15 protein-coding genes are annotated in these 13,926 nt (G+C 70.8%); 4 read left to right on the forward strand and 11 right to left on the reverse strand.

Annotated elements, in window-relative coordinates; genetic code table 11:
* On the reverse strand, positions 1 to 378 hold a 378-nt coding region (locus TsocGM_RS26675; RefSeq protein ID WP_126723246.1), incomplete at its 3' end, for a type II secretion system protein.
* Positions 379 to 1,588: 1,210 nt separating this feature from the next.
* Between TsocGM_RS26675 and clpX the strand changes: the two genes are divergently transcribed.
* The 3 genes from clpX (at position 1,589) to TsocGM_RS00020 (ending at position 5,382) form a co-directional block, all read left to right on the forward strand.
* The gene (gene clpX, locus TsocGM_RS00010) at positions 1,589 to 3,028 is read left to right on the forward strand and encodes an ATP-dependent Clp protease ATP-binding subunit ClpX (protein WP_126723248.1); all 1,440 of its coding nucleotides are present in this window, start codon (positions 1,589 to 1,591) and stop codon (positions 3,026 to 3,028) included.
* A 203-nt stretch (positions 3,029 to 3,231) separates the two neighbouring features.
* Entirely contained in the window at positions 3,232 to 3,939 is a 708-nt protein-coding gene (locus TsocGM_RS00015; protein WP_126723249.1) for a J domain-containing protein, read from the forward strand.
* A gap of 216 nt (positions 3,940 to 4,155) precedes the next feature.
* Entirely contained in the window at positions 4,156 to 5,382 is a 1,227-nt protein-coding gene (locus tag TsocGM_RS00020; RefSeq protein WP_126723251.1) for an NAD(P)/FAD-dependent oxidoreductase, read from the forward strand.
* Positions 5,383 to 5,496: 114 nt separating this feature from the next.
* Here the strand turns inward: TsocGM_RS00020 and TsocGM_RS00025 are convergent, their stop codons facing one another.
* The 4 genes from TsocGM_RS00025 to TsocGM_RS00040 form a co-directional block, all read right to left on the reverse strand.
* On the reverse strand, positions 5,497 to 6,285 hold the full coding sequence (locus tag TsocGM_RS00025) for a methyltransferase domain-containing protein (protein WP_126723253.1): 789 nt from the start codon (positions 6,283 to 6,285) through the stop codon (positions 5,497 to 5,499).
* Positions 6,282 to 6,518, reverse strand: a complete 237-nt coding sequence (locus TsocGM_RS00030) for a hypothetical protein (protein ID WP_126723255.1) — start codon at positions 6,516 to 6,518, stop codon at positions 6,282 to 6,284. The genes TsocGM_RS00025 and TsocGM_RS00030 overlap by 4 nt, the downstream gene beginning before the upstream one ends.
* Entirely contained in the window at positions 6,515 to 6,946 is a 432-nt protein-coding gene (locus TsocGM_RS00035; protein ID WP_126723257.1) for a Minf_1886 family protein, read from the reverse strand. The genes TsocGM_RS00030 and TsocGM_RS00035 overlap by 4 nt, the downstream gene beginning before the upstream one ends.
* Before the next feature lie 245 nt (positions 6,947 to 7,191).
* The gene (locus tag TsocGM_RS00040; RefSeq protein ID WP_126723259.1) at positions 7,192 to 8,463 is read right to left on the reverse strand and encodes a beta-ketoacyl-[acyl-carrier-protein] synthase family protein; all 1,272 of its coding nucleotides are present in this window, start codon (positions 8,461 to 8,463) and stop codon (positions 7,192 to 7,194) included.
* 181 nt (positions 8,464 to 8,644) lie between these two features.
* Here TsocGM_RS00040 and TsocGM_RS00045 point away from each other — a divergent pair, with 181 nt between their 5' ends.
* A complete protein-coding gene (locus TsocGM_RS00045) occupies positions 8,645 to 8,869 on the forward strand; it encodes a Trm112 family protein (RefSeq protein WP_126723261.1) in 225 nt (74 codons plus the stop codon).
* 22 nt (positions 8,870 to 8,891) lie between these two features.
* Here the strand turns inward: TsocGM_RS00045 and TsocGM_RS00050 are convergent, their stop codons facing one another.
* The 6 genes from TsocGM_RS00050 to TsocGM_RS00075 all read right to left on the reverse strand — a co-directional run bounded on the left by TsocGM_RS00050 (position 8,892) and on the right by TsocGM_RS00075 (position 13,678).
* Positions 8,892 to 9,098 carry a hypothetical protein gene (locus TsocGM_RS00050; RefSeq protein ID WP_126723262.1) on the reverse strand — a complete coding sequence of 69 codons (207 nt, stop codon included), beginning with the start codon at positions 9,096 to 9,098 and terminating at the stop codon, positions 8,892 to 8,894.
* 49 nt (positions 9,099 to 9,147) lie between these two features.
* Entirely contained in the window at positions 9,148 to 10,446 is a 1,299-nt protein-coding gene (locus tag TsocGM_RS00055; RefSeq protein ID WP_126723264.1) for a hypothetical protein, read from the reverse strand.
* 241 nt (positions 10,447 to 10,687) lie between these two features.
* On the reverse strand, positions 10,688 to 11,347 hold the full coding sequence (locus tag TsocGM_RS00060) for a hypothetical protein (protein WP_126723266.1): 660 nt from the start codon (positions 11,345 to 11,347) through the stop codon (positions 10,688 to 10,690).
* Positions 11,344 to 11,721 carry a hypothetical protein gene (locus TsocGM_RS00065; protein WP_126723267.1) on the reverse strand — a complete coding sequence of 126 codons (378 nt, stop codon included), beginning with the start codon at positions 11,719 to 11,721 and terminating at the stop codon, positions 11,344 to 11,346. The genes TsocGM_RS00060 and TsocGM_RS00065 overlap by 4 nt, the downstream gene beginning before the upstream one ends.
* Positions 11,722 to 11,845: 124 nt before the next feature.
* The gene (locus tag TsocGM_RS00070; protein WP_126723269.1) at positions 11,846 to 12,988 is read right to left on the reverse strand and encodes an SU10 major capsid protein; all 1,143 of its coding nucleotides are present in this window, start codon (positions 12,986 to 12,988) and stop codon (positions 11,846 to 11,848) included.
* Positions 12,989 to 13,048: 60 nt separating this feature from the next.
* Positions 13,049 to 13,678 (reverse strand): hypothetical protein, encoded by a 630-nt coding sequence (locus TsocGM_RS00075; RefSeq protein WP_126723271.1) that lies wholly within the window; start codon positions 13,676 to 13,678, stop codon positions 13,049 to 13,051.
* Between the last annotated feature and the right edge of the window lie 248 nt (positions 13,679 to 13,926).

Here is a 13,926-nt window from a genome sequence, read left to right on the forward strand (position 1 = left end):
AACGATGGCTGATCCTCCGTCACGCCCACCGGTCGCCCGACCAGGTGCGACGTGACCTCCTCGCTGGCGTCCCGGCGGCGGCGTGAGTACCATCAAGTTCCCGTCCAGAGAACCCAAAGGCCATACAGTGACGTTGTAGCGCTCGCGGGCCTTGTATGCGCCGATGGGCATCGAGCCATTCTGGTCGATGTAGTTGTGCACGGCGAGGCCGAGTTGCTTGAGGTTGTTGGTGCACTGGGCGCGCCGGGCGGCCTCCCGTGCCGATTGTACGGCCGGCAGCAGCAGCGAGATCAGGACACCGATGATGGCGATCACCACCAGCAACTCGATCAGCGTGAATCCTCGGCGGGGGAGGGGTGGGGAAGCCGATGTCGACATTCTGGGAAGCCTCGGCAAGGTACCTGGGGATGTAAAGATAGGGAGGATGCGGGCCCGCCGATCGATGGCGGGTCCGTGAGGGCTGTCGGTGGTTTGAGCGTCGGAATCGGGCCAGCGGGCCCGCCGTGGTTGGTGGGCCGACGACTTATTCCTTGCGACCGGGGGGGAGCGAAGGGTCGCCCCCCTGGAGAGCGGCGTTGATGGGGTCCGTCTCAACGGTCGCGGTTGGGGAAGAGCCAGCTCCCGCCTCGGCCGAGGGGGGAGCCTCGTCGGGCACGACGGGGAGCGTCTTCTCCCCACATCCAAACAGGAAGGATGAGGCGACCAAGAGGACTGGGGCTGAGGCGCGGCCGCCTCCGGTGCGCAGGCGGTGTGACATTCGTTACCCTCCGAGACGCGGCCCCGCCGGCCCGAATTGGCCGGACATTTGGGGCACGACTCCTCAATTGCGTACTCAAGCCCGGCGCACGACGCAAGGATCAACCGACGGATCACATTTCAATTCGACGAATTAGAAAAATGAAAAGTGTGGATTTGGGTTTGCGTTGGTCCCGCGCGATCCCCGATCGGGGATCTTCCGGGGGGGGCATCGTGCCGTGTCCTGGCCGGTCCCAGCGGGGAGGTGCCGCGATCCTGCCCGAAGTCGTCCCCCGGATTAGGGACCGGCGATCCGGAGCCTCGGATGCTCGAACCGCCTCTCACGAATCCTGCTCGCCGCTGGCCGGATCTCGGGGCCGATGATGCCGGGCCGCAACCTCCTCACGGGCAGACCGCTCCCGAGAACGGTGCCGATGGTCCGTCCCAGCCTGGGTGACGGCTCGGGCGGATCGGGTCGGATCTAGCTCCAGGGACGGGCGCCAGCGACGTCACAGGAAGGCGATCCGGTCAGGGCCTCTCGCGTCGGCCTTCGGCGTCGCTTGCTTCACCCCCGAGCATGCTCTAGAATGGCTCAGTTGGCGAGCGGCGGGAGTCGCGTCGGGCGGGCGGCCGGCCGGGCGCGGCGTCGATCGGACATCAAGCGGACGGAGCGACCCCCTCCCGATTCTCTCTCGGCGGGATGCCCTTCGCCTTCAGATCGCCCCGGCACGCGTCGGATCGCGACCGGGCCTCGTGACCGGCGCCGTCTCCGATCGACCGACCGCCCTTCCCCCGACGGCGGGTCGGCCGCGCGTTCTCATCCCCTGTTGCGATTGCGACGAAAGGACCGAGTATGCCCACGGGTAAGGACAGCGGCGGCGGCACCGGGGGCAACGGCGGCGGGCGTCGCGGCGGGGGGGCCGGCGGGGCCGGCGGCAATCTGACCGGCCCGGGCGGCGCCGGCAACGGCGGCGGCAACCGCAGGAACGCCTACTGCTCCTTCTGCCGAAAAAGCTACCGGGATGTCGGCCCGCTCGTCGAAGGCCCCGGCGACGTCTACATCTGCGGCGAGTGCATCGAGCTCTGCCAGTCGATCCTCGACCAGGAACGCAAGCGTCGGGGAGTCCCCAAGGCGCTGTTCACCGACATCCCCGCCCCCCGGGAGATCAAGGAGCAGCTGGACCAGTACGTCATCGGCCAGGACCGCGCCAAGAAGGTCCTCTCCGTCGCCGTGCACAACCACTACAAGCGTCTGGTCCACGGCGAGGAAGGGGGCGGCGAGGTCGAGCTGGACAAGTCGAACATCCTGCTCATCGGCCCGACCGGCTGCGGCAAGACGCTGCTGGCCCGGACCCTGGCCCGGATCCTCAACGTCCCCTTCGCCATCGGCGACGCCACCACCCTGACCGAGGCCGGCTACGTCGGCGAGGACGTCGAGAACATCCTCCTGAAGCTCCTGCACGCGGCCGACTTCGACCTGGAGGCCGCCCAGCGCGGTATCATCTACATCGACGAGATCGACAAGATCGGCAAGACCTCGCACAACGTCTCCATCACCCGAGACGTCTCCGGCGAGGGGGTGCAGCAGGCGCTGTTGAAGATGCTCGAGGGGACGATCGCCAACGTCCCGCCGCAAGGGGGCCGCAAGCACCCCGAGCAGCAGTACATCCAGATGGACACCTCGAACATCCTGTTCATCTGCGGCGGCACGTTCGTCGGGCTGGACAACATTATCGCCCGCCGCGTCGGCCGCAAGACGATCGGCTTCGGCGGCCAGACCAAGACCGAGCACGACAGCGAGATCGGCAGCCTGCTGGACAAGGTCACCAGCGACGACATCCTCGAATTCGGCATGATCCCCGAGTTCGTCGGCCGACTGCCGGTGATCTGCCCCCTGCAGCCCCTGGACGTGCCGGCCCTGGTCCAGATCCTCACCGAGCCGCGCAACGCGCTGGTCAAGCAGTACCAGAAGCTCTTCGAGATGGAGGGGGCCGAGGTCGAGTTCACCGAGGAGGCCCTGGCCGAGATCGCCCGTCGGGCCAAGGAGAAGGACACCGGCGCTCGCGGCCTGCGGTCGATCGTCGAGGAGATCATGCTCGACATCATGTTCGAGCTGCCCGACATCTCCGAGAAGTCGCGCTACACCGTCACGCCGGAGGTCGTCCGCAAGGAGCGGAGCCTGTTCGAGTCGCCGGCGGCGCTCTCCTCGTCGAAGTCTTCGAAGAAGGCCAAGAAGGAGGCCGATTCCGAGGAAGATCCCGACACCTCGGAGCGCAAGAAAGAGAGCGCCTGACGGCCGAGCCCCGGTCGGGGATCAGACGCCGCTCCGCGTGCTCCCGATGCCAGGGGACGGGCGGGGCGGTGGCGGCTCGGCAACCTCGCCGGGGCGATCGGGGAGGATCGGACTCGCCGGGCGATTCCGGGGGCCTTAAACTGATCCGGTGAGACGGAGGGCCCTGGATCGTCCCCGCGACGCCCTGACGCCTTGACTTCGCAATGACCTACACCTTCGACATCGACCCGCTCGTCGTCCTCGGGCTGCCCCCCGACGCGAGCATGGAGCAGATCCGGGACGCATACCGGTCGAGGAGCAAGAAGTATCACCCCGACCTCGGCGGAGACGAGTGGGCCTTCCGGATCTTGTCCCGGTCGTATGAGATCTTGTGCCGGGCCCGGGTCGCCGGCCGTTGCGCCGCCGAGGCCGTCCGCCAGGAGCCCTCGATGCCGGTCGTCGATCCGGTGGTCCCCCGTGCGGAGCGGGATGCCGAGGGGGCCTCGGTCCGGTCGGGCGTGAAGGATCGGGTCGACCATCCGATCCAACTGATCGACGTCGAACTGCTGCTGCTCCGCCTCGAGGTGGAGAATCCCTACGAGGTCATCGGCATGGCCTCGTCCGACCGGAACCTGAGCTGCAACCTGGACGTCGCCTGGCCCTCGGCCCTGTGGGGAGACGGGGAGGGCGGACCGGATCCCGGGCGGATCCTGGCTCAGGTCGAGGCGGCCTTCGCGGCGACCGCCTCGGGATCCCGGCCGACCAGCTCGTGGAAGGACGAGGGCTCGTCCTCGTTCCGGGGATGGCTGAGCTACCCTTCAGCGCAGGCCTGCTATGATGCATTCAATCAGCTTCGCCGGGAGCTGAAAGCCCGGGGGCTGGGCGTGCACCAGCGGATCCGGGAGCTGATCATCCCGAGGGAGTCGAGATAAGCCGATCATTGGGGTCCGGCCGGATTCGCTGGTCATCTCGGAGGGTCGGGCGATCGGGGACCGATCTCGAAGACGGTTCCAAGGGGCGATGGGCCCGCCACCGGCGAGACGGCTCCCGAGCCACCCGGACGCCCCCCGCTCGGCGGCCGATCGGGCCTCTCCAGCGACGCGCGGAGGGCGACATCAGGGGGCGTCGACCGCTCCGGAGCTCCCGCGATGTCCAGTCGAGCCGATCCGCCCGATTCCCCCGACGACCTCTGGCCGATCGACGCGGCGATCGTCGGCGCCGGGCCGGCGGGTTCTTCGCTGGCGATCCGGCTGGCGAGGGCCGGGGCCCGGATCGCCCTGATCGACGCCGGCCGGTTCCCCCGGGACAAACTCTGCGGCGAGTACCTCAGCCCCGAGGGCGCCCTGGCGCTCGAAGGGCTCGGTCTGGCCGACGCGATCGCCCGATCCGGGGCCCGGCCGATCCGGGCCGCCCGGCTGACGACCCCTCGGGGTCGAAGGCTTGAGGCCGAGGTCGTCGGTCCCGACGGCCGGGCCGGCCTCGGCCTGAGCCGATCGGCGCTGGACGCGATCCTGCTCGGCGAGGCCCGCCGGCTTGGCGTCATCGTCTTCGAGGGGACCCGGGTGTCGGGCCCGATCCTCGAGGGGGATCGGGTCGTCGGGGTCGCTGGCCGGGGAGTCGGGGGCTCCCCGTTCTCCTTGCGGGCCCGGGTTGTCGTCGCGGCCGACGGTCGCCATTCGAGCCTCGCCCGACGGACCGGTTCGACCCTCCCCCGCAGCGTGCCCGGCCTGCGTCCTCGACTGTTCGGCCTGAAGCGGCATCTTGTCGTCCGGGACCCGGCGTGCGACGAGCCTCCCGGCACGGTCGGGCTCCACCTGTTGCCCGGAGGATACGTCGGCTCCTGTCGGGTCGAGGGGAGCCGGACGAACCTCTGCGGCCTGCTGCCGGAACGGCTCTCCCGGGAGCATCGGGGAGACCTCGACGCACTGGCCGACGCCGCCTTCCTGAGCAATCCGACCCTGGCCGCCCTCTGGCATGCCGCGGAGCCGGCCGGGCCGTGGAAGACGGTCGCGGGAGTCCGGATCGAGGCCTCCTCTCCCCTCCTGCCCGGCATCTTCTACGCTGGGGATGCCCGGGGGACCATCGACCCGCTGGGGGGCCAGGGCCTGACGATGGCGCTGCTTGGGTCCGAACTGCTCGCTCCCTTCGTGCTCCAGTCGATTGCCCAGGGGGCCGCCGACCTGACCGTCGTGCGAGAGGCCATCCGGGCCTGGCACTCCCGGTTCGATCGCCGCATCGCCCTCTGCCGGGCCTTCCACCACGCGCTCATCCGGCCGTCGCTGATCGACGCCGCCTCGATGCTCGGCCGGTGGGGAGACGCGTTGCTGTCGCTCGGCTTCGCGTCGACTCGCGACCGGGCCAGGCTGCCGAGCTGATGGACCTCCCCGTCCGAGGGCGGGGCGCCGAGGGGATCACTCGGTCTGAAGGAAACAAAAGAACAAAGATGCAGACGGATCTGTTCTTGATGTTTTTTTTTGTGCTTTTGTTCTCTATTGCTTGTGTTCGGTGCTCTGCTCCGATTCCATCGCGAGTCTCGGCGACGCCCCGGTGTCGCTCCGGCGTCCGACCAGTGCGATCTGGAACCCGGGATAGCGCCGGACGGTCCAGTGGAAGCCGGCGATCAGGGAGGCGAGCGCGGTCAGCTCCTCAGGGGAGAAGCCTCGGAGGACGGAGAGCGGGCCGTCGTGCCGGACGAGTCGGTTCCGGGTGAAGACTCGGCTCCAGGCGACGAAGCCCCAGTAGGCGGCCCAGTGCCGCCGGATGTCGAGCACGAGGACGCGACGCCGGGCGACTCGGGCCATTTCCGAGAGCAATCGGGCCAGCGCCGGGCCCTCGAAGTGGTGGGCGAACTTGACGGCCGAGACGAGGTCGACCGAGCGATCGGGCATCGGCAGCCGGAGCGCGTCGGCCCGGACGACCATCGGCGCGCCGGTTCCCGATCGGGAGAGGGCCGAGGCGGTTGGATCGCGGTCGAGGGCCACGGCGAGGGCCGCTCGGGCCCCCTTCGACTCGAACCGGCGGGCGATTCGGCGGGGGATGTCGCCGGAGCCCGAGCCGACGTCAAGGACCGAAACGGGCGATTCGGGACGGTCCTCGATCAGGAAGCGCGCGACCTCTCGATCGATGACGAGGTTGTTGCCCAGGTGGCGGTTGACCCGTCGGAGGACGGCGTAGGCCTCGGCGACCTCGGCTTCGGGGAGCCCGGGGGCGTCCATCAGCTCCGGATCGGAGCGCCGAGGGGGGACCAGGCGGGGGCGTCGGCCGCCGTCGGGGCTCATCGGGGGCGGTCGTCCTCGTCGGCCGCTCCGTCGGGGACGGCCGAGGGGGGGGCGGCCCCGGGGTTCGTCTCCGGCGTTGGGTCGGGGGGTTCGGCCCGGGTCGCGAGCAGGGCGAGGGCGGCGACCCAGAGGCCGAAGACGCCCAGCGCCACCGCGAACCGCCGCCGCTGGGCGGGGGTCGCGCCGATGGGGTCGGCCGGGATCGTCGGGGAATGCGCGGGATCGGCGGTCATCGCTCCTCCGGGTCCTCGATCGGGATGACGTACGAGCTGCCGAGGGCGGCCTCGAAGTCGAAGACCTCGTCAAAGTCGCTCCGCTCGTCTTCGGGGGAGCGTTCGAGGTCCCCCGAGGCGATCAGGTTGTAGACGATCTCGCCGAGGTCGGAAGTCGACCGGATGCCCCAGCCCTGAAGGATTGGCAAGGCCAGCAGGCCGTACAGGTCGAGGGCGAGGTCTCGGGCGGCCTCGGACAGTTCCCGGCCGGAGACGTGCCTGGATTCGGCGGCCTTGCTCCGGGGCTTGCCGGCCCTCCCCTTCGCCCGGCGGGCCTTCCGCTTGCGGACCTTCGCGAGGTCGAGCGCCGCGAAGATGAACTCGTAGGCCTCGACCGAGTAGCGGGGATCTCGAGCGACCGCGCCGGCCAGCGCCTCGCGAAGGCTCATGGTCTGGTCCCCCCTCCGTCTCGAACCGGATCGACAACTCGGCGATGAGCTCCATTGTATCAGGAGCCGCCTGGAGCGTGCAGGCGAGCCGCCCCCGGGCGATTCGCCCGCTTCCCCGACCAGCGTTCCCGCCCGAGAACGCCCGGCCCAACCGCCCTCCGTTGCCGAACTCGATCCCTCCCCGGGCCGAGACGACCGCGGCGATCGCCGCCGACGGTCGTCCGCCGTCTGGCCCCGGAAGGCGGTCACGGCTCGTCTCCCAGGCGGACGACCAGCGCCGAGTTCTTCGAGCCGAATCCCATGCAGTTGCACAGGGCGATCCGGGCACCGCCAGCGGGGCGGGAGCGGTGGGGGACGTAGTCGAGGTCGCACTCGGGATCGGGCTCATCAAGGTTGATCGTCGGGGGCAGGAAGCCGGCCTCCAGGGCGAGCAGCGTGGCGACGAGGCCGGCGGCGCCGCAGGCGCCCTGCGGGTGGCCGATCATGCTCTTGGTGCTCGACATCGGCACCGAGGCCGCCCTCGGGCCGAGCGCCCGCTTCAGCGCGGCGGTCTCGACTCGGTCGTTCAGCGGCGTGCCGGTCCCGTGAAGGTTGGCGTACTCGACGTCGTCGGCGGTCAATCCCGCATCCTGCAGGGCGAGGCGGATGGCTCGGACCGGCTCGTCCAGGTCGCTCGACATGGAAACCCGGTGCCAGGCGTCGCAGGTGCTGGCGTAGCCGAGCAGCTCGCCGTAGATGTGTGCCCCCCGGGCGAGGGCGTGCTCGCGCTCTTCCAGGAGGAGCATCCAGGAGCCCTCGGCCAGGACGAACCCGTCTCGGTCTCGGCTGAACGGACGGCAGGCCCGAGCGGGCTGGTCGTTCCAGTTGCGGGAGATGATCCCCATGACGTCGAAGCCGAGCAGAATCGCCGGCGCGATCGGCGCGTCGGCCCCTCCGGTGAGCATCACGGGCGTCTCGCCGTGCTGGATGCGGCGGAAGGCCAGGCCGATGGCGTCGGTGCTCGACGTACAACCGGTCGAGACGACGTGCGACGGCCCCCGCAGTCCCAGCCGGATCGACAGCTCCGAGGAGATGTTCCCCGGCGTGCCGGCCGGCACGGCCAGGGCCGTGGCCTTCTCGAGCTGCCCCCGGTAGTAGTAGCCGTACAGCTCCTCGACGAACGCGATGCCGCCCCCGCCGGTGCCCAGGATGACGCCGACCTGTCTCCGGGTCTCCAGGTCGAGCCCTTCGGGATCGAGCCCGGCGTCGGCCATCGCCTCCAGGCCGGCGAGGATCGCCAGCGGAGCGGTGCGGGGCACGACTCTGAGTTGCTTCGGCTCGAGGGCCCTCCCCAGGTCGACCCCCCGGATGGCGCCGGCGACCCGGCTGCCCAGCCCAGAGGCGTCGAACTCCTCGATGGCAGACACGCCGCTGCGCCCGTCGCGGAGGGCCTCTCGGTAGGAGTCCCGGTCGAGGCCGTTGGGGCTCAGCGCCCCCAGGCCGGTGACCGCCACCCTGCGGATCGGCTCGTAGCGCATCGGTCCTCGGTCGTCACCTTGGCCTGGGCGGTCGGTCCGGAGCCGGGGGGGAGGGAGCCGAGAGGCGACCGGATTCGCCTTCCGTCCCCCGGCCGCGTCTCCCATAATGACGACCGGATGCCGCCCCGGGGAACCCTTGACCGCCGGGGCGGGGCCGCCGGACTCGAAGACCGAGGAGCCGATGATCAGCGAGGAACTGCTATCCCTGCTCGTCTGCCCGATGGGGAAGGCGCCGCTGAGGCTGGAGGACGGGGCCCTAGTCTGCTCGCGGTGCGGGCTTCGGTTCGCCGTCCAGGACGACATCCCCAACATGCTCGTCGAGGAGGCCGAGCTGCCTGAGGGGTGCCACTCCCTGGCCGACCTCGAGTGCGTTCGCTCGGGGGACGCCAAGGTCGACCCGACCTGAACGGAACGCGGTCGAGCCCCGGCTAGGGGGCGGTCGGCGTCACGTCGGTCGCCTGCGAGATCATCCAGTCCAGCAGCCACTGTGCCTGGGCGGTGATGTCGACGGTGTGGCCCTCATCGAATTCGATCCGGACCAGGCGGGGGCCGGTGCCGGCCTCCGGAGTCAGGTCTCGGACCGTCGTCACGCGGTCGAAGTTCACAAAGATCGGGCCAACCCGGATCAGGTTCATCGGAAATCGCTCCCGGGGACCGTGGGGAGTGCTGTCCCTCGCTCCCAGGTCAGTAGAGGGGATGGACCGTGCCGGCGGCGTCCTTGTAGGCCAGCTTCCCGAGGGTGCTGCTGAAGTAGATCGAGTGGTTGGAGGCCGAGGCGTCCGGGAGTGACGCCGGCCGCAGGCCGCCGTCGCCGAGGATCCCGGCGATCGTCGCGCCGGCCGGGTCCTGGATCGCGACCAGCGGGGCGGTCATCCCGGAGACTCCCCGGACCTCCAGCGCCGGGATCCCCGCGTTCTGGGAGCGGAGGGCCGTCCGGTTGATCGCCAGGATCGCGAAGTCGACCGCGTCGGTCCCGCCCTGGGCGAACACCGCGGAGTTCTGCACCGAGCCGCCGTCGGCCAGGGCGTACAGGCCGATGTTGACATCCGGGCTTCCCGCCCCGCTCGTCGCCTGCGCGAAGATGCAGCGGTTGTTCTTGGCTCCGGAGGCGACGTGGAACGTCGCGTAATTGAAGACGCCCGCCCCCCCCGGGCCCGAGGTGACGAACCGCCCGGCGATCCGGCTGACCATCGCCGGGTCGGCGTTCGCCTGCGCGATGTCCAGGGCCAGACCGTGAGCGTTGGCGGCGACGTGCAGCGGGCTGCTCGGCGCCGTGCCGATTCCCAGCTCACCGGCCGGAGAGACGGTCAGTCGCACCGAGCCGTCGCCGGCCCGGACCAGCAACACCCCGGCCGTCTGACCGGCGGCCCCGTCGACCACCAGGGCCGGCCGGGCCGGGTCGGCCGAGGAGACATGGAGCTGCCCGGCGGCCGGATCGGAGTCGATCCCGACCTGAAGCGAGGCCAGCATGACCTGAGGCTCGGTGAATCGGTTCGTCTCGCCGACCAGCGCCAGATCCTCCGGCCTCAGTCCGGGAGGTCGGTCGGCGACGAACCCGAGGGAGGAGGGGGAGAGGTAGGAGAAGGTCCCCCGCAGCTCGCAGGTCGCCTCCCCGTCGGCGACCGAGGGGCGGCACTCCCCCTTTTCGACCTTCGAGAGGGAGGGGACGCATCCTCCGCCGAGATCGGCGCCGTCGAGCAAGTCCATTGCCAGCCCGGCCAGGCGGTCGGCCTCTCGGAACCGGGAGCGGGCGTCGTCTCCCCGGACGGAGATCGTCACCCGGTAGGAGACTCGTCGCAGGGTGGTGTCCGGATCGTCGGTGGGCGAATCCTCCCATCCTCCCGGCGAGACGACGGCCATTGGGGACGGGCCGACGCCGGCCGCTCCCCTCGGAGCGTCGTCGAGCCGGACGGCGCGGAAGGCCCGGCTCGATGCCAGGGCGGAGACGATCGCGTCGTAGGCATCTCGGTCAGAATAACTCATGGAGAGGCTCCGCGAGGTCGTCGGGCAGGGATGGGGGCGGGGCCGATGCCCCTGGTCCTCGGTAACAGGCCGGAGAGCCCCGCCCGGGGACGGGAGTGGCCCTCGGGGGCGAAGGTGTCGAGGAGAGCGCCAGCCGCCCCGAGCGGCCGGGGATCAAATCGCCGGACGATCAAGCGATCACGTCGGGAGATCCTCATTCTCGGCGTCCGGGGAGGGGCGCCCATCTCTCGCCGAAGGATGTTCACCGAATCAGTCGAGTGCCCGGTCGGGGTGCCCGGCCAGGGCCGAGGATCGAGCCGATGGACGACAGCCGAGTCACCAGGGCCTCGAACTCTTCCCGGAAGAGCCTCGCCCTCGTGGCGAAGGTGTCCCCCTCCTCGCGGGCCATCGCCGCGTACCGACGGGCGAGAACGAGCAGGACGACCGCGTCCCGGAGTGCCTCCGAGGCGTCGGCGTCGAGGGGAGGCGAGCCTGGGGAGGGCGGGTCGAGACCGAGGATCCGATCAAGCTCCCGACTCGCCTGGGAGAGCTGTGGTGCCAGAGTCGTCGAGACGAACTCCACACCGGTCAGCCCCTCGGGAGGAGCAATCGGAGCCCCGGCCTCCAGGCCGAGCCTCCGGAGTGTCAGCGATCCCGAGGAGGAGGCCGAGACGCCGAGCAGCGTCCCAGGCGTCCGGAAGAACTCGGGGGGGCCGACCAACCGGACGACGTGCCCGGAGGCGATCCCGGCGGCGGCGAAGTCGACGGAGGCCGAGGTCAGGGTCCGTCGGTCCGCTGGGCTGAACGCGCCGTCGAGCCCGGAGGCGAGCACCTGGTCGGCCGGGAAGAGGGTACCGAGGTCGTCGCTCGCCGTCAGGGCGACGTCCTCGTCGGTGGCGTAGGCATCGAGGTTCATGCTCATGATTCGTCGTTCGCTCCCGAGCCCGGCTCCGGCCGGCGGCGCCGGGGAGTGCCCCGGCTCGAGGCCCCGGCGGGCCGGGGCCCGTGTTCGAGGGACCAATCGGCGTCGCAGCCCCGGGAGACGGCCGAGAGCATCGCATCGGCGGCATCGGCGGCGATCCGCAACTGGTCGCGGAAATCGGCCGCCTGTCGGAGGATGTCGGAGGCCGGTCGGCCGTCGGCGGCGGCCTCGACCGCCTGGGCGCAGAGGGTCGCCAGCGCTCCCAGCGCCGGCACGCGGCGGGCCGCCCCGGCCAGCTCGGGACGGCCCGCCTTCTCGGACTCGGCGTCGACGAACTCGGGGACGCCTCGGAAGTGAAACTCAAGTCGGCTCACGGGTCGCGTCCTCCGGGGTGGCCCCGGTGGAGGAGGGAGATGTGGGGGGAGGGGGCCCGGATCGAGATCCGGGCCCCCCGGGCGGTCCTGCTCCGTCGGCAACAGGTGCCGACCTGGGCCGGAATCAGCTCGCCGAGAAGGCGGTGATCCCCTCGAGCCAGGCGTGGTGCGACTCGTTCTCGACCTCGATGGCACCCTCGGCGATCCAGTCGCCCTCGAAGGCGTCTCCCCGGCTGCCGCGGGGGCTCCAGTACTCATTGCGCTTCATCCGCAGCCGGATCTCGCTGCTGGTCAGCGCGATCGCGGTGAACGGGCGGAGCAGCGGGGCCTCGATCAGCGAGATGCCGCCGAGGAAGGGGGCCTCGAAGACGTCAATCGGCAGGCCGAAGACATTCACGCCCGCGTCGATCCGCTGGGCGGCGTGCCCCCAGATGGCCAGGCCGGTCATGAAGTTCGACGAGACGAGCATCACGTCCGGCGAGCCGCCGTTGGCCCGGCAGCGCTCCAGGGTGTCCCGGATCAGGTCGCTCGGCTTGTAGGCGCCGGCGTTGGTCGGCGTCGAGACCCGGTTGGTCGACAGCAGCGACCGCAGGCCGCGCTGCTTCGGCCGCCCGGCGACGGTCGGGGCCTCGCCCAGGCCGTAGTAGGAGGAGACCTCCATGTCGTCCATCAGGTTCTGGAGCGCGTCCATCTTGTGCTGGTCGAACGGCGTCTGGATGCCGGGAGACGTCTGGTAGCCGAGGCTCGCCTGGAGCGAGCCGCCGATCTGCACCGGGTGCTGGAAGGTCTGGCAGTACTGGACGACGCCGGTCGGGGCCAGCGCGACGCCGCTTTGGTTCACCTCGGCGCCGGTCCGGCTGTTGCCGATCAGGCGGACGACCCCGCCGACCGAGGCGGAGCCGGCGGTGGTGCCCTCGGCGGCGCGGCGGACCTGCACGACGCCGGTGGTCAGGTTCGGGTCGGCCAGGACCTCGATCCGCTCGCCCGAGGGGAGCTCGAGCACATCGCCGACCATGAACGAGCCGGCGTCATCCAGGGTAATCTGACCGTCTCCCGCGGCGACCGCCGCGGCCAGCGTGGCCGTCCGCTTGCGGAAGGCCCGGTTGATCATCGAGAAGGTGGTCGAGCCGACCGGCAGCCGAGGCAGCCGGGTGACCAACGGGCAGCGGTTGACGAACCAGTTCGCGGCCACGACGTGGATGTCGTTGCGGATCTGGGCCTGGTGGTCCGAGGCCTTCTGGATGCCTTGCAGGAACGTGGTAGGCATGGGAATTCCGATGGTTCAATTCAAGAAAAAGCAAATCCAAGCGAATCGGTCGGTTCGTCCTCAGACCCGGCGCCGTCCGAGTCCGATGGGGACGCCCAGCTCCCGCCGGGAGGCCTGAACGGCCTCTCGCCATTGCTGGAGCACGGTCTCCCCCAGGGTCCTGGGCGGGGAGGCCGCCGGAGCGCTGGAGGCCGATCGCGAGTCTCCGGGGGGCGCCGTCCCCCCTCGAGACGCCGGCCGGACGAAGTGGGAGTAGTCCGGACCGGCGAGCCAGGAGGCGACCGCGTCCTCGACGGACCGGCCGTCCCGGGAGCGGACCCGGAGCCGATCGGCCTCGTCGACGACCTCCAGCTCATCCCTCCAGAGCGCGATCAGCTGCGCGGCGGCCCCCCGGACAAGCGGCCGACCGGCCAGGGCCGCCGCCAGCTCCTTTTCCTTGAGGGCCGTCTTGCAGGCGCGCTCCCAGTCCTCGGCCTTGCGGGCCAGCCGGCTCCGCTCCTCGTCGAACCGGCGTTCCAGCGTCCGGAGCCGCTCCTCGGCGGCGCGGCTCGCGTCGGCCGGGCTGGGGTCGGAGGCCGAGCCCGGGTCGGGGGCCTCCGGTCCCGGCCCGGCCTCGCGGGCGGTCGCGGCGCCGGCGGTTGCGCCCCCCTCGCCGGCCTCGGGGTTCAGCAGGATGCGGTGCGGGGTCATGGTCCGTCCTCGGCGGTCGATTCGGGTCGGTTCGTGACGGTGAGACTCAGGGTCGCGGGGCAGCTCAGGGGCGGCGCTCGATCAGGCCGAAGGCCAGTGGGAGCACCAGGGTCACGATCACCGTCACCCCGAAGAGACCGACGGAGATGGCCGAGACGAGCTTGGTCACCAATTCAGGATTCATCACGTCTTCGTCCTCCGGCAGCCGGACCGCCCTCGCCGTCGATCCCGGCGCGTCGCCCCGGCCG

Origin of the sequence: Tautonia sociabilis, from assembly GCF_003977685.1 — a bacterium.
GTDB classification, from domain to species: Bacteria; Planctomycetota; Planctomycetia; order Isosphaerales; family Isosphaeraceae; genus Tautonia; species Tautonia sociabilis.